Origin of the sequence: Pseudomonas sp. B7, assembly GCF_016735645.1 — a bacterium.
GTDB classification, from domain to species: Bacteria; Pseudomonadota; Gammaproteobacteria; order Pseudomonadales; family Pseudomonadaceae; genus Aquipseudomonas; species Aquipseudomonas glycinae.
The window spans coordinates 1-14,895 of the sequence record NZ_JAERRE010000005.1 but is presented as its reverse complement, the minus strand read 5'-3'; the positions used below and the strand labels follow the sequence as shown (position 1 = coordinate 14,895).

Here is a 14,895-nt window from a genome sequence, read left to right as displayed (position 1 = left end):
TGCCGAATCATGAAGTCTCGGCAATCAGTGCACGGCAATTTCTGCTGTAGTTTTGATATTCAGAAAGGCAGCCAACTGTGTTGAGCAACTATCGGCTGTTAGAGCGCAAGAACCCCAAAGTTAGTAGAACCCCCTGTTTACCGATGCTAGACGAGCGGTTGCCTGCCGCAAAAGAACCAATAACGCTTAGGTTATGCCCGACGAATGGAGTGTTGCCTGAGCAACACTTGTGTTTGCGCAACAACATGAACACCCAACTAACCAACAACTAAGCACGCACCAAAACGCACTCCATGTTGTAGAGAGCGTTATTAATCTGTGTTTTTTTCGGTGCGAAGTTAGATGCCGTCAGTCGAAGTCCTTTTCCCGCCAGGCATCTTCGGCAATGTCCAGCGTATCGCCGCTGAAACGCTGTTCAATGAACGGATCGGCGTGCAAGTGAAAGCCGTTGCGCTCCCAGAAGCCCGGTTGTTCCTGATCGGTGAATTCGAGCCCGCGCAGCCATTTCGCGCTCTTCCAGAAGTACCGCCCCGCCACCACCAGCCGCAGCGGCCAGCCATGCTGCGCGGTCAGCGGCTGACCGTCGTAATGGGTGGCCAGCAGGCTGTCCGGATGCAACAGGTCATCCAGGCGCAGGTTGGTCTGGTAATCGTGATCGGCGTGGGCCATGACGAAGGACGATGTCGGCCGGATGTCCAGGGCCTGCAACAGGTCTTGCAGGTGCACGCCGCTCCAGCGGGTGTCGAACTTCGACCAGCGTGTCACGCAATGAATGTCGCATTGCAACTGGCGTTGCGGCAGCGCTTGCAGATCGGCGTAGGTCAGTTCGACCGGGTTGGCCAAAATGCCGAACAGGCGCAGCGACCACGTCGCCAGGTCATACGCCGGCACCTCGCCCTCGTGCAGGATCGGGAAACGCTCCGTCAGCACCTGCCCCGGCGGCAGCCGTTCGCCCAGCGCCACATCGGCTGTCGGCGAACGGCTCTTGCGCAGACGCGCAGCCTTGTCGTGCATGTCGGTTCCTCAGTTCGCCACGGGAATCCACGGTGCCCGCGCGACATTGGCGGTGTCACCGAAGGCCGGCAGTTTTTGCCCCAGATCCCGTACGTTTTTCACGTCCAGATCCAGCAGTTGCTGACGGGTGATCAGGGTCGGCGGCACCAGCACCTTGTGCCCCGGATTTTCCCCGGCGATCAGCATCGCCAGGCTGCGCACGCTGATCGCGCCGGCCACTTGCGGATTGACCGCAGCGGTGGCGGCCCAGGCGCTGTCCGGCTCTTTCATGATCTGGATGTCGGCGGTGGAAATGTCGGCGCTGTAGATCTTCACCTTGCGGCTGAGACCGGCCTCATCGACGGCGATCTTCGCACCTTTGGCGAACTCGTCGAACGGCGCGAAAATCACGCTGATCCCCGGATTGGCCCGCAGCACGGCGCTGGCCTGATCCGCCACCGAGTTGGCAATCGGCGGATTGAGCGTGCCGAAGCGCGCCTTCTCGATGATCCCCGGATTGCTCGCCTTGACCTGGCTCCAGATCTCGTCGCGGCGCTCCATCGGCGTGAAACCACTGATGTAGACGTAACCGGCATCGAAACGGGTGCCGTTGTCCTTGACCGCTTGATCGAGTGCCAGCCGCGCCAGTGCATGGTGATCCTGCTCGACCTGAGTCACTTGCGGCGTGTTCAGGTCGACGTCGAACGCGACGACCTTGATGCCTTTGGCGAGGGCACGATCAATTGGCCCTTTGAGGGTTTCCGCGAGACCCAATTGCACGATGATCCCGTCGACACCGAGGTCGGCAGCCTGATCGATCATCTCGCCCTGGCTCGCCGCCTGTTGCCGCGCGTCGAACACCCGCAGGTTGGCGCCCAGCGCTTCGGTCTGTTTCTCCACGCCGCGCAGATAGGCTTCAGGGAAATCCCCGGAAAACAGATAGCCGACCAGCGCAATCTGTACCTGACCTTTATCGAACGGCGCCGGTGCGCCGGGCAGGGCCTTGGCCTGCGCATTGAGGGCCAGCGCCGAGAGCAGCGCCCCGGCGAGGCAATGACGTGCGAACTGCTTGATTGAACCGTGCATGGATCTTTCCTTGAAGCATCAATGAACCGGCTCAGCGCGCCCGATGCGCGAGGCCGAAGGTGAACATCAGGGCCAGCACCAGCACCAGTCCCTTGACGAAATCCTGCGCGTAATACGGCGCGTTGAGCATGGTCAGGCCGTTGAGCAACGAGGCCACCAGCAGCGCGCCGACCAGCGTGCCGAACGCGTTGGGCTTCTTCGCCCCGAGCACCGCGAAACCGATCAGCGCAGCGCCCAGCGCATCGAGCACCAAACCGTTGCCGGAGCTGACATCGCCGCGCCCCAACCGCGCCGCCAACAACAAACCGCCGAGCGATGCGAGCAGCGCCGACAGCACATAAGCCAGCAACTTGAAGCGCTGCACCGGCGCACCGGCCAGACGCGCCGCCTGCTCGTTGCCGCCAATCGCATAGAACAACCGGCCGATGCGCGTGCGTTCGAGAAACAACCACACCGCCACCGCGACCACCGCCGTGATCAACACCGGAACCGGCACGATGTCCCACAGCCGTCCACGACCCAGTGCCAGAAACAGCGCACTGAACGATCCTTCGGCTTCGTCGCCATTGGGCAGGGTCATGCCCACCGCAATCGAGCGGCCGCCCGTGGGGATCAGTTGCACGCCGATCACCAGAAACATGCTGCCGAGCGTGGCGAGAATGTCCGGCACGCGCATCTTCACGATCAGCCAGCCGTTGAGCAGCCCCACCAGCGCGCCACCGGCCAGGCTGATCAGCACCGCCGGCACCGCGCCCCAGCCGAGCACCACCATCACGTAACTGGCTATCATCAGGCTCATCGCCGCCACCGCGCCGATCGACAGATCCAGTCCGCCGACAGCCATGGTCAGCGTCACGCCCAACGCCAGCAGTGCAACAATCGACACCGACTGCAGGATGCTGAACAGGTTGCCAACGCGCAGAAACGCCGGTTCTGCCACACTGAAAAACACCACGATCAACGCCAGCACCCACAGCAGGCCGTAGCGGATCAGCGCTTGCACGAAGCGCTCGGTCGGCGCCGGGGCGGATGACAACAGGGAACTCGAATCAGGCACTCGCTCTACTCCTTGGCGCGGCGTGAACAATAGAATTTTGCGGATCGCTGCCGGCCAGCGCGGCGACCAGGGTGGCGCGATCCAGCCCGGCACGCGGGTACTCGGCCACCACCGCGTGATCGCGCACCAGCAGAATGCGGTCGGCGATCTCCAGCGCTTCATCGACGTCCGAGCAGATCACCAGCGTGGCGCGGCCAGCGGCGCTGTCGCGCAGCAACTGGCCGATCTCGCGCCGGGCACGCACATCGACGCCCTGAAACGGCTCGTCGAGGATCAGCACCCGGCCCTCGCCGAGCAGCCAGCGACCGAGCACGACTTTCTGCTGATTGCCGCCGGACAATGCACTCATCGGCACATCGATGCCGGCGGTCTTGATTCCCAGCGCTGCGACTTGCGCCTCCACCGCCGCCGCTTCGGCGCGGTTGCGGATGAAACCGCCACGGGTGAAGCGTTCGAGGAACGGCAAGGTCAGAGTTCGGCGCAATGAAAAGTCCGCCACCAGCGATTGGCTCGCGCGATCTTCGGCGGCGAAGAACACGCCATTCTGGATTGCCTGGCGGGGCGAGCCCGGTTGCCAGTCGATGCCGTCCAGCTGCAGAGAGCCGGACACCGGTTTGCACAGCCCGAACAGCACTTCGGCGATCTCGCTTTTGCCAGCGCCGAGCAAGCCGGTCAGCACCACCACTTCGTTTTCGTGCAGGGACAGATCAAAAGCCTGAGTGCGCGGCAGGATTTTCACGTCCCGCAGTTTCAGTACTTCGCGCCCCGCCGCTCGCGGTGTGTAGACGTGGGCTTCCAGCGCCTGACCAAGCATCGCTTCCAGTGCCTCGGGCAATTGCCGGGCACTGAACTCACCGGCCAGTTGCCCGTCTCGCAACACCACGGCGCGGTCGGCCACTCGTTGCAGATCGGACAGGCGATGGGAGATGTACAGAATCGCCACACCACGGCTGCGCAAGGTGTCGATCAGCCCGAACAGGCGCTGCGCTTCGGCGTCCGACAGGGCCGCTGTCGGCTCGTCGAGAATCAGCAGGCGCGGTTGCGGGGCGAAGGCGCGAGCCAGCACCACCAGTTGCCGCTCGGCCTGGCCGAGGTGCTCGATCGGTTGCTCCAGCGGCAGCACCAGACCGAGCCCGGCGGCGATGCTCGCGGCGCGTTCCAGCAGGCGTTTGCGATTGAGCCAGAAGTCGGCGTCGGGGCGGCACAGTTCATCGAGCAGCAGGTTTTCCGCCACGCTCAATCCGGGCGCGATGCCTTCGTTAATCTGCTGATGAACCGCGACAATACCGAAACGGCGGGCCGACAGCGGCGAACTGAAATGCCGGTGCTGGCCATCGATCCGGATCTCGCCGCCATCGTGGGTCTGGCTGCCGGCGAGGATCTTCACCAGCGTCGATTTGCCCGCACCGTTGGCGCCGAGCAGCGCCACCACTTCGGCGGGAAAAATATCCAGGCTGACCCGGTCCAGCGCCCGGTTCGAGCCAAAGGTCTTGCTCAGTTCACGTACACGAATCAGTGGCTCGGAGACCACAGCGACAGGCGCACCCATAAAATTCCTTAACGTCGATGAGCCAGCGAACGCACCAGTCGATCGCCCAGGCTTTGCACACCCTGGACGAGGATGACCAACACCACGACGGTGGCGACCATCACTTCATTGTTGAACCGTTGATAGCCGTAGCGGATCGCCAGATCGCCGAGTCCGCCGCCACCGATGACCCCGGCCATGGAAGAAAAGCCGATCAGCATCACCAGCGTCAGGGTGATGCCCGCCAGCAAGGCCGGCAGCGCTTCGGGCAACAACACTTTGAAAATCACATGGCGGATGTCACCGCCCATGGCGAGGATCGCTTCGATCCGGCCCTTTTCGACTTCGTCCAAAGCGTTCTCGACGATCCGCGCAAAAAACGGAAAGGCGCCGATGGTGATCGGCACCACGGCGGCGGTGCTGCCCAGGGTGGTGCCGACCACCAGCCGGGTCAGCGGGATCAGGGCAATCAGCATCACCACGAACGGCAGCGAACGCCCCAGATTGATGATCGCGCCCAAGGCTTGATTGAGCCTCGGCAACGGGTACAGGCCCTGACGCCGACTGATGAACAGCAACACCCCCAGCGGCAAACCGATCAGCAAGGTGAACAGCCCGGCGAGCAGCACCATGTACAGGGTTTCGCCGGTGGCGTTGAGCACCAGTTGCAGGATTTCATTCCAGTCGATCACGCGGTTCATGAGTGGGCCGCCCGTACGCCGTATTGCCGCAGAAAACTCAGGCCGGGCGCGTCATGCCCCAGCGGCAAGCCGCAACTGGGGCGCAGTGAAGCACCGAGGGCGGACTGCGGATCGGCGAGCAATCGGGCCACCGGTCCCGCCTCCACCAGTTTTCCATTGGCCATGGACGCGGCGTGATCGCAGATCGACTTGACCACGTCCAGTTCGTGGGTGATCAGCACGATGGTCAAACCGAGCTGGCGGTTGATGTCGCGCAACAGTTCCAGAATCGACGCGGTGGTTTCCGGGTCGAGGGCGCTGGTGGCTTCGTCCGACAGCAGATACGCCGGCCGCGCCGCCAAGGCCCGGGCGATCCCGACCCGCTGCTTCTGCCCGCCGGACAGTTGCGATGGAAAGGCTTCAGCCTTGTCGCCCAGCCCCACCAGATCCAGCAGTTCCCGAACCCGTTCATGGCGCTGTAGCTTGGCAACCTTGGCGATTTCCAGCGGCACCGCGACGTTGTCGAACACGTTGCGCGAATGCAGCAGGTTGAAGCCCTGAAAGATCATGCCGATGCGCTGACGCTGGCGGCGCAACTCACGGTCGGACAGCGCCGTGAGGTCTTCGCCGTCCAGCAGAATCCGCCCGGCATCCGGGCGTTCGAGCAGATTGAGGCAACGCAGCAACGTTGATTTACCCGCGCCGCTGCGCCCGAGAATCCCGTAGATCGCGCCATCGGGAATGCTCAACGACACCTGATCCAGCGCCGGGATCGACGCTGACGGATAGGTCTTGCTCAACTGCTCGACGACGATCATGGCTTGGCATCCGCCACCGGGATCACCGAACCCTTGAAGTTCTCGGCGATGTATTTGGCGACTTGCGGCGAGGTCAGGTCCTTGGCCAGTTGCTGAATGCGCGGATCATTTTTCAGTTTCGGCGTGGTCACCAGAATGTTGGCGTACGGGTTGTGCTCGGCCTTCTCCAGCCCCAGCGCATCCTTGGCCGGCACCAGCCCGGCTTCCAGCGCGTAGTTGCCGTTGATCACCGCCAGGTCCACGTCATCCAGCGCACGGGGCAGTTGCGGCGATTCGATTTCGAGGATCTTCAGCTGTTTCGGGTTTTCGGCGATGTCCTTGGGCGTCGCCTGATCGGCCGCCGGGTCATTGAAGCCAGGCTTGAGTTTGATCAGGCCGTTGTCCTGCAACAGGTACAGCGCACGGCTCAGGTTGGTGACGTTGTTCGGCACGGCGACCGTACCTTTGTCTGGCACCTGGGCGAAGGTTTTGTGGCGATGGGAATAGATGCCCAGCGGTTCGATGTGCACCGTGGCGGCCACCGCGAGTTTTTCGCCAAGGGCCTTTTCCTGGGATTGCAGGTACGGCAGATGCTGGAAGTAGTTGGCGTCCACATCGCCGTGCACTAAAAGTTCGTTGGAGTTCACGCCCTGCGGGATTTCGATCACCTTGAGGTTGAGCTGCGGATCGAGTTTCTGGATGTACGCCAGGATCTGCGCGTGTGGCACCGGGTCCGCTGCAACGCGCAATGGTTCGAGCGCCTGGGCACTGAACGAAGTCACCAGCGCGCCGAGGACGGCCAGGGTCAAGCCTGCTTTTTTCAACATGGAAAGAGTCCTTCTGCGAGTGATGGATCAGGCGTTGGCGGTCTTGCGCAGCGGTGTGCTGGTATTCGACGCATCGGCATAAAAACGCTGCGCGACATCGGGATGGGAGCGCAGTCGGCCCTTCAGGTAATTCCAGCCGACATCGCGAAACAGCGGATTGAGCGGATCACTCGCCGGGCCACGCGCCTCACGCAACAGCGCCGTCGGCAAGGGGTACAGCGGCACTACCGCATCCAGTTGCGCGCCGAGGAAAAACGCGATGGACAATCGCTCGCTGCCCACCGGCGGCGACACCACCCGATGTACCGTGGCACGCAGGTAACCGTTGGTGGCCAGCTCCAGCAGCTCGCCGATGTTCACCACCAGCGTATTGTCCCGAGGCAGCGCATCGATCCAGCGCCCCTCTTCGATCTCCACTTGCAGACCGGCCTGCTGGTCTTGCAGCAGGAAGCTGAGAAAACCCGAATCCTTGTGCGCGCCGACGCCCTGATTGCTCGCGGTCGAGGCTTGCCCCGGATAGCGCATCAGCTTGATGTGTTCGTTGGGTTTGTCGCCGTACAACCGGTCGAAAGCGTCTTCCGGCAAGGACAGCGCCTGAGCGAATGCGCGCAGCAGGCGCAGCGACATTTGGGTCATCGCCTGCTGCCAGTCGAGCAACAGCGGCTTGAGTTGCGGCAACGCTCCGGGCCATTGATTCGGCCCTTGCAGCCGCGCCCATAACGGACTGTCAGCGTTCAACGGCAAGACGTCGCGCTCGGCGCCCAGATCGAATTGCTCACGCTGATCGGGCTGGCCACGGGTGATCTCGGAAGCGGCGCGGTTGTAGCCGCGAAAGTGCGGTGAATTGATCATGCCGACGGCGGTTTTCTCGCTGTCAGGCAAGGCGAAGAACTGGCGTGCGTAGTCCTGCACTTGCTCGAGCAGGCCGGCGTCGATGCCATGGCCGGTCAGGTAGAAAAAACCCACATCGCGGGCGGCGTGGCGCAAGTCATCGAGAAAGGCCTGGCGTTGCGACGGTGTACCGTCGAGCAGGGAGAGGTCGAGGATGGGTAACGCGGTGATGTCTGAGGTGTGCGGCATGATTCACTCCCGTGTGAATCAAACCTGAAGAGTCCGTGATCGATTCAGCGTGTGCCGTCATGGCAATCGGGAGGTCTATCGGTTTGATGCTTTTGATTCGTCTATGAAACAAAACTAAACGATATTAAAAACACCGAACAAATATCTTTTTTGCATTAGCTTAGTTCGGTCTATCGAGCGGCTCGACTGACCTCAGGACCGACCACGGCAATCGGCTTGCCGTTACCGTCGGCCCTGAATCAGCTGACGGCTACAGACCGACGCGCTTCAACCCTTCGCGCATTCCCTGATCCGCCTGTTCGCACCATTGTTTGAGGGTGAGGTTCGGCGGCAGGTTGCTTTCCAGACTCTTGTATTCCCCATCCGTGAACACTTCGCCTTTACGGCCAGACTGTTCGTTCTTGTCGCCGTCACGCTTGTCGAAATCGCCAGGCATGTTGCCCACGAATGCGGCCATCTTGTTGGCGTTCTCGGTGCTGTCCGCTTTCAGAAACCCCTTGTCGACGCAGCTTTTGATCAGGCCTGACATGTTGCGACCGTTGTCGTATATCCCTTTCAAAGTGGCGGCGTCTTGCCCTTCGGCGTAGGCAAGCGTGCTGGTGCCAAACGCGGCTGCCATGGCGAGAATCAAAGAAGCGGTCTTCATATTTATTCCTTTAAATGTTGGAGCGTTTTGAGCTCTTTTTGAGGTGAAGCATGTTTTGGGTGAAGCATGTCTTGTTCAAATAACGCGCCGAAAAGGCCGCGTCATGGAGACGGCAATTACAAATATCGATTTAGCTGACAACGGCCCCTTTGGGCCCGCTGGCAATCAGCGCCGCCCCACAGGCTGTTTTCATACCGTCCAGCGCAATGGGTGTGCCATCGACGGTGTAGGTGCTGCTGCCCTCGGCAATCGGAAAAATCCCTTTGCACAACGGGCAACTGACCTTGTGACCGACCCCGGCAATCGGCTTGCCGTTGAGATCGGTCCGGGAGAAGGCTTCGAGGACTTTGCCACCGTGGGTGGTGGAGTCGCCGAGGCGGATTGCGTCTTTCATGTTGTCTCTCCTTTGACCTGACTTCTGGCATGCCAAATGGCGCCGTGGAATCCATCAAACGTGAAAACGGCGGGCCTTGAGTCGTATCAGGGGAAGTAGCTATCGATCTCGGGATACTCATCCAGGAACTCATCACTTCGAATAAAGGCGTCAAGATCCGGGGACTTCTTCGCAGCCGCGACAATCGCCTTGATCTTCTCTGCGTTGTCCGAGTTCACGACACGACCGATCAGAATAAGAGGCCATTCCTTGCCACTTGCCTGTCTTTGCAACGTTGAGAAGTTCACCGCAAGCCTTTCAGCAAAAACGCCCGCTTCAGCATGATCAAGAACACCCACCACGCGCTCTTGCACACCGTAGTCGTCTTCATCGCAAAAGGTCGACAGTAGTACATCAATGGTTTTTGCATCGAGTTCGTCGCGGACACTGCTCACGAGCGCCGAGAACTCACGAGCATCTTCCGGGTTCTCGTAGCGATCCAATGAAACCAGTTTATCTCGCCACATTTTGAACGCTTGATCATTCATGGTTTCTCTCACTTATCCAGAAATTTACGGCACTTGGCATACGCCAGCATTTCTTGCATTGCTTCATTGTACTTTCTGGGTTGTCCGACCTGAGTGGCTACACGGCGCACATCTCTGATCTCCATCGCCATTGCACCTCTCATGTCTCCCACTTCGATTTTTGACTGAACCTGAGCTCGATAGGCTTTTCCGGGATTACCCTGGTGGCCGTGACTCATTGTTTGGCTATGGTCATAGGGCTCCATTTGTATTGCTGGCCCCTGGCTTCTCTTAATCGGACTGGTGCTGTCTGCCGGCATGTGATGCGACTCGATCCCCGAGGCCGTGGTGCCTCCGTAAGATCCACCTCTGAATGGCCCGGTTCCTTCAGGGTTGCCTTTCTTCAGATCGGCACACGGACATCTTGCCAAGCCTAGCGGGTCAATCCAGCCCAGTGGACTCGGCGCATATACAAAGAGGTTCAGCCCACCGTCATAACCGATGGGATCTTTGCTGATGAAGCGTCCAATCAACGGATCGTAATAACGATAACGATTGTAATGCAGCCCCGTTTCATGATCGTGATATTGCCCCTGGAGGCGAATCGGGTTGCCAATACCCTGTTGCTGCGCCATTGGCGAACGCTGCTCAGACACGCTCCCCCATGCCTTGTACTGAGCGCTCCAGGCTATTTCGCCATTCTGGTCGGTCAACTCCAGAGGCGTCCCCATTCGGTCGCATTGATACCAACTCAACACGTCGATTGGCAGTGCCACAGGTACGTGGTTCCACAGCGGGTCGTCCTCCAATTGATACTCGCCGCTGAAGTCAGGCTGCCCCATCAGAATGATTGGCTGGTGTCGCAAAGCTTGCGCAACCGGAATGTAAGTACCCGGCTCATAGATGTAATGCACCGTGCGTCCGGGATCACCATCCAGCAGAGCCGGACTGCTCTCCCAGGCCAGCGTATCGCCGTCCCAGCCATACAATGTGAAACCACAACCCGACTCTCGCTGCTTGCGGACAAACTCATTGTCGTTCCACTGTGATCCGGCTTCAGGCCGTCGCTTGAAATGCGCAGTCGAGTTCTTGTAAAGACGGCGTCCCAATACATCGTAGGCATACTCGACTTCCAGTCGGGCATCATCAAAGTGAACCAAACGGTCGAACAAATCCCAGCGCATTCTGGCGATACTGCCGTTGTGCCAACGCTGTATCAGATTGCCTCGATCATCGTATTCATAGTGGGTACCCGAGTACTCGCGCAGCAGGTTGTCCACCCGCTTGCTACGCATCGGGTCCTGATCCAGAGGTCGGCGCATCTGTTCAACCGGCTCATCAAGCAAGTTACCGGCAGGATCAAAGGCGAAAGTTTCCACACCCTGTCGACTCGCCGCCTTGATCAGGCGCCCCACCGGATCGTACTGATACGTCAGCGGCCCGCGTCGCGTGTCGTTGAGAAGGATCAGTTGGCCCGCAGGATCATATTGATATTCACGCTTGAGCAACGTGCGCTTGTCATCGCTACGACCCAACAATTGCTCCTGCAACTGCCCAGCCGGGTCCCACTTCTGCGTCTGCAATAAATGGTTGCCCTGATGACGGGCGATTTCGCGATGCAGATCATCACGCTCCCAGGCCAGCAACTCGTGGTCATCCACTTTCAATCCCAGCAAGTGCCCGCTGCCGTAGGTCATCCAACTGACTCTTTGGCCATCCGGACGCACAGTCGCTACTCGCTGATTCAGGGCATCGTATTCATGTTGCCAGACTGCGATCCGAGGCTGCTCCAGACTCAGATAATGCTGATGTTCACGCAGCAGGTTGCCCGCCGGATCGTGGAACCACTGCAAGCGACTGTGATCATTTTCAGCCAGTGTCATATTGCCGTTGCCATCGTAGGCAAATGTTTCACTTTGTACCTGTTCGCCCAGACTCGCACGGCGCTCTATCAGACGGCCCATCAGGTCGAATTGGAAAGCCACTCGCCGCTCGCCATCAAGCTTGCTGCTCAAACGACCTGATTCAGTGTCGTACTGGTAGCGCGTAATATGGCCGTCGAAACCTGTTTCCTCCAATAACCGCCCCATCGGATCGTAGTGAAAATGGGCGCTACGCTCATTTTCGTTCTCCAAAGCGGTCAAACGACCGAGACGGTCCCAGCGATAGCGCAACGTTTGCTCAGCCGCATCCACTCGCTCGGCGATAAGGCCGGCGGCGCTGTAGTTCCAGGTGGTGCAGCGGTTCAGGCCGTCGACATGGGCCAACAGTCGCCCTTCGGCATCGCGACTGAAACGCTCCTCAGACTTGTCCGGATGCCTGATCAACACCAGTTGACCTGCCACATACTCATACTCGGTGCTTTGCCCTGCCGCATCGGTAAAGCAAATCAACTGACCCAGGCCGTTGTACTCCCAGGTACTGGTTTTGCCGGAACAATCGGTGTACCCGGTCAACTGACCGGCATCGTTGTATTCGAATTTCTTCTCTGCTCCGTTAGCATCCTTGACGGTCTCCGGATAACCGGCAGATGTGTAGGTGTACTCCGTCTTGTTACCCAGAGGATCGACAGCTTCCACAAGATTGCCGCTGTCGTCATAAGCTCTGGTCCACTGTCCGCCCTCTGCATCACTAACCTTGATCAGTTGGTCCAGATCATCGTATGCGTAATGCATTACGGTGTTATCGGCACGGATGTGTTCGAGAAGATTGCCACGCTCGTCGTAGCTGAACCGATCAACGCTTCCATCGGTGTGGACATGTCGCACGACATTTTTGGCCTCATCGCGGAACAACCACTCCGAACGCTCATCCGGATGACGGATACGGTACGTGTAGCCAAGAATGTCGTAGTAGTGCCAGGTCTCATTGCCGTGAGCGTCAGTGACGTAGGTCAGACGAATGTTTTCGTCCCACTCAAGTCGAGTATCGAAGCTTCCATCATCCGCCCATTCACGAATCGCTTTGGCATCGGAGCCGTCCCCCTGCCATTGCAAATTCATGCCCCGCCCGGTCCGGTCGGTGTATCGCGTGATCAGATGGCTGCGAAATTCATAATTCCAGGCATAACCGTTTTCATCCCGTGCCTGAACCAGATCGCCCAACGCATCATAGTGATAGGCACACAGTTGGCGCTGAGGAATGCCATCGGCGATCTCCCACAAACCTGTCAGACGTCCGTGGTCATCGATCAGTGTTCCGAGTTGTAGATGAACCTTTGTAACGTCCCCCTGATAGGTGAGCAGGTCAGAGAGCACCGGCTCATCACCATGCATGTGCTCATAGTGCAGCATGATTCCAGCACCGCTGCGCAGCTCGATGCCGGCGAGCAGAAAGCGTGCCCCACGACGCACGTAGGTCTCCTTTCGCTCGACGCCGCGGCACAGCAGCAATTGATTTTCACCTGAGCGAATCAGAGTCAGGTTTTCAATCGGGTCATGATGGGCTTCGCCGACTTTGGGCAACGCAAACTCATGACTTCGGCCATCGGCCGCATGAAAGACCAACCCGTCATCCACATAATCGAAACAAGTGGTGAACTCGTTGATCCAGCGAGCACCCAGGCTGCCTTTGTCGTAGGCCTCCAGATTCGAGTAATAAGTACGGTTCCAGACGACGGGAAACGGGCCCGGCAAACGGAAATCCGTGTGGGTGATGGTTTCCGTGCCGCGTGCAAAGCTGATGTTTCTTTTCGTGCCTGTCGGGACGCGATTCTTGCAATCACTGGCATCAGAACGGGCTCGAGCCTGGCTTTGCTGCAACTCCAGTTGGCCTTTGCCGGCGCGTTGTTCTGCCTTGCTCGTGGCCCCCGGTTTGACACTGGCGGCCTGACCATGAGAGCGACGTTTGCGCCAAGTTACTACAGAGCCCGCCAACATCTGCAACAGCCAGCCGATGGAATGCTGAACGCCCGGGTCACCAAGCTTTTTCATCTGGGATTGCAGCTCCACCCCCAGCGTGCGAAGCATCGATGTGTTGCTCAGTACCAGAGCCTTGGCTTTCTCCGGCAGCAAGTTCTTGGCGGCACTGTTGGCAACGCCTTTGCCTGCAGCCTTGTAGGCACTGAAAGCGGCACCGAAAATGTTGCTGATAGCCGCCTTGGGGTCATGCAACAACTGACCGCGCGCCGCCGTGATTTTCGAACCGGCCGCATTGAGGTCTCCCTTCGCATCGAGCTTGCCGTTGACCACCTTTTCCAGGCCCTTGGCGATCTCGTTCACCGCGCTTTGACCCAGTTTTCCAGCGTCGTCGAGAATGCCCGCCAGTTTGGGTTGTGCCTGTTTGACGAAGTCATCGATGGTGCCGACGATGGTCGCGTTCAGATGCCCGATCAACACTTCAATCAGAGAGTCCCCCAGCAGCATCTTGGCGCTGTTACGCAGTTCCTGACGCACCAGCCCCAGGGTCGGGCGTAGTGTCATGCGCGCAGAAGCCATGGTCGGTGGCGCAGGCAATACACCAATCAGGTTGATACCCAGGCTGACCCAATCCAGCACTTGACGCTGTTTGCTTTTGGCCAGGGTGACGATGTCTCCGAGGGCATCAACCAACGCCATGATGTTGCCCACGACAGGAAGAGCACCCGCGACGTTCTTGACCCGATCGAGTGTGACGACACCGCCGCTGATGGACTGCAACCAGGCATCGAATTTGGCAGCGCCGCGTCCGACATCCTGAATATCGATCGTGTTGAGGGGTACCACCGCGACTTGCGGCTCACGCTGTTTCGCACCACCGCCCCCAGTTGTCATGACAGCACCTCACCCGCCAGCAATTCCGGAGTTTTCAAAGAAGGTTTTGGAAGCGTCGGCGCCGGCAGGCTCGGCAACTTGCCCGCCTTGCTCGCCGCCCCGAGAATCCCGGACGCACTCGGCATCGCCGCACTCGCCAGTTTCGGCAGCCCGGCCACCCCGCCCTGCACCACACCTTTCACCTGCTGCGCCGTTTGCATCGCACCTTGCGCGGTCTGCACGGCGCCCATCCCTGTTTTCGCCATGTCCTTGCCCTTCTCCAACATGTCCCAGTTCTTGCTTGGCAGCACCTGCGCCACCATCGCCTGCACCTGGCTCGGAATGTCTTCCGCGCCCGGCGGATTCAACGGCCATTCCGGTTTGCCGATATAGCTGCCTTCGCTCCAGGTATCCGCCGGATCCTTGCCGAACAGCACCCGCGCCGGCCCCGGTGCGGCGCCGGCGACGCTGGCGAAGCCCTTCGCGTCGAGCTTGCCCTTGATGCTTTTGCCCAAGGCATCGATGACTTCGTAATCGCCGTCCTTGATGCCCTGGCGACCGGCGTACTGGT

12 protein-coding genes and 1 pseudogene are annotated in these 14,895 nt (G+C 59.7%); all 13 read right to left on the bottom strand.

Annotation, left to right across the window (positions count from 1 at the left end; genetic code table 11):
- Positions 1 to 348: 348 nt before the first annotated feature.
- Entirely contained in the window at positions 349 to 1,014 is a 666-nt protein-coding gene (locus tag JKA62_RS13040; protein ID WP_011333765.1) for a sulfite oxidase-like oxidoreductase, read from the bottom strand.
- A gap of 9 nt (positions 1,015 to 1,023) precedes the next feature.
- On the bottom strand, positions 1,024 to 2,079 hold the full coding sequence (locus JKA62_RS13035) for a substrate-binding domain-containing protein (RefSeq protein ID WP_007955504.1): 1,056 nt from the start codon (positions 2,077 to 2,079) through the stop codon (positions 1,024 to 1,026).
- Between the two features lie 31 nt (positions 2,080 to 2,110).
- Entirely contained in the window at positions 2,111 to 3,136 is a 1,026-nt protein-coding gene (locus JKA62_RS13030; RefSeq protein WP_201818092.1) for an ABC transporter permease, read from the bottom strand.
- Positions 3,129 to 4,685 carry a sugar ABC transporter ATP-binding protein gene (locus JKA62_RS13025; RefSeq protein WP_201818088.1) on the bottom strand — a complete coding sequence of 519 codons (1,557 nt, stop codon included), beginning with the start codon at positions 4,683 to 4,685 and terminating at the stop codon, positions 3,129 to 3,131. Before JKA62_RS13025 ends, JKA62_RS13030 begins: the two co-directional genes overlap by 8 nt.
- 8 nt (positions 4,686 to 4,693) lie before the next feature.
- On the bottom strand, positions 4,694 to 5,365 hold the full coding sequence (locus JKA62_RS13020; RefSeq protein WP_007955507.1) for a methionine ABC transporter permease: 672 nt from the start codon (positions 5,363 to 5,365) through the stop codon (positions 4,694 to 4,696).
- A complete protein-coding gene (locus JKA62_RS13015; protein ID WP_201818085.1) occupies positions 5,362 to 6,162 on the bottom strand; it encodes a methionine ABC transporter ATP-binding protein in 801 nt (266 codons plus the stop codon). The genes JKA62_RS13020 and JKA62_RS13015 overlap by 4 nt, the downstream gene beginning before the upstream one ends.
- On the bottom strand, positions 6,159 to 6,968 hold the full coding sequence (locus JKA62_RS13010; protein ID WP_201818083.1) for a MetQ/NlpA family ABC transporter substrate-binding protein: 810 nt from the start codon (positions 6,966 to 6,968) through the stop codon (positions 6,159 to 6,161). Before JKA62_RS13010 ends, JKA62_RS13015 begins: the two co-directional genes overlap by 4 nt.
- 27 nt (positions 6,969 to 6,995) lie before the next feature.
- Complete coding sequence (locus JKA62_RS13005; RefSeq protein WP_201818081.1) at positions 6,996 to 8,048, bottom strand: isopenicillin N synthase family dioxygenase; 1,053 nt, start codon at positions 8,046 to 8,048, stop codon at positions 6,996 to 6,998.
- Between the two features lie 250 nt (positions 8,049 to 8,298).
- Entirely contained in the window at positions 8,299 to 8,694 is a 396-nt protein-coding gene (locus JKA62_RS13000) for a hypothetical protein (protein ID WP_201818079.1), read from the bottom strand.
- Positions 8,695 to 8,824: 130 nt separating this feature from the next.
- Positions 8,825 to 9,088, bottom strand: coding sequence for a PAAR domain-containing protein (locus tag JKA62_RS12995; protein WP_011333757.1), 264 nt, complete (start codon positions 9,086 to 9,088; stop codon positions 8,825 to 8,827).
- A gap of 86 nt (positions 9,089 to 9,174) precedes the next feature.
- Positions 9,175 to 9,615, bottom strand: coding sequence for a hypothetical protein (locus JKA62_RS12990; RefSeq protein WP_011333756.1), 441 nt, complete (start codon positions 9,613 to 9,615; stop codon positions 9,175 to 9,177).
- Between the two features lie 8 nt (positions 9,616 to 9,623).
- Positions 9,624 to 14,345 carry an RHS repeat-associated core domain-containing protein gene (locus JKA62_RS12985; protein WP_201818077.1) on the bottom strand — a complete coding sequence of 1,574 codons (4,722 nt, stop codon included), beginning with the start codon at positions 14,343 to 14,345 and terminating at the stop codon, positions 9,624 to 9,626.
- A pseudogene (locus JKA62_RS12980) lies at positions 14,342 to 14,895 on the bottom strand (type VI secretion system tip protein VgrG); the annotation flags it as partial. The gene JKA62_RS12985 and the pseudogene JKA62_RS12980, both read right to left, overlap by 4 nt.

Bases quoted from the DNA above. Each gene is read 5' to 3' on its own strand.
- JKA62_RS13040 (WP_011333765.1), bottom strand. From the start codon at position 1,014: ATGCACGACAAGGCTGCGCGTCTGCGCAAGAGCCGTTCGCCGACAGCC.
- JKA62_RS12985 (WP_201818077.1), bottom strand. From the start codon at position 14,345: ATGACAACTGGGGGCGGTGGTGCGAAACAGCGTGAGCCGCAAGTCGCG.
- JKA62_RS13005 (WP_201818081.1), bottom strand. From the start codon at position 8,048: ATGCCGCACACCTCAGACATCACCGCGTTACCCATCCTCGACCTCTCC.
- JKA62_RS13035 (WP_007955504.1), bottom strand. From the start codon at position 2,079: ATGCACGGTTCAATCAAGCAGTTCGCACGTCATTGCCTCGCCGGGGCG.
- JKA62_RS13015 (WP_201818085.1), bottom strand. From the start codon at position 6,162: ATGATCGTCGTCGAGCAGTTGAGCAAGACCTATCCGTCAGCGTCGATC.
- JKA62_RS13000 (WP_201818079.1), bottom strand. From the start codon at position 8,694: ATGAAGACCGCTTCTTTGATTCTCGCCATGGCAGCCGCGTTTGGCACC.
- JKA62_RS12990 (WP_011333756.1), bottom strand. From the start codon at position 9,615: ATGAATGATCAAGCGTTCAAAATGTGGCGAGATAAACTGGTTTCATTG.
- JKA62_RS13020 (WP_007955507.1), bottom strand. From the start codon at position 5,365: ATGAACCGCGTGATCGACTGGAATGAAATCCTGCAACTGGTGCTCAAC.
- JKA62_RS13010 (WP_201818083.1), bottom strand. From the start codon at position 6,968: ATGTTGAAAAAAGCAGGCTTGACCCTGGCCGTCCTCGGCGCGCTGGTG.
- JKA62_RS13025 (WP_201818088.1), bottom strand. From the start codon at position 4,685: ATGGGTGCGCCTGTCGCTGTGGTCTCCGAGCCACTGATTCGTGTACGT.
- JKA62_RS12995 (WP_011333757.1), bottom strand. From the start codon at position 9,088: ATGAAAGACGCAATCCGCCTCGGCGACTCCACCACCCACGGTGGCAAA.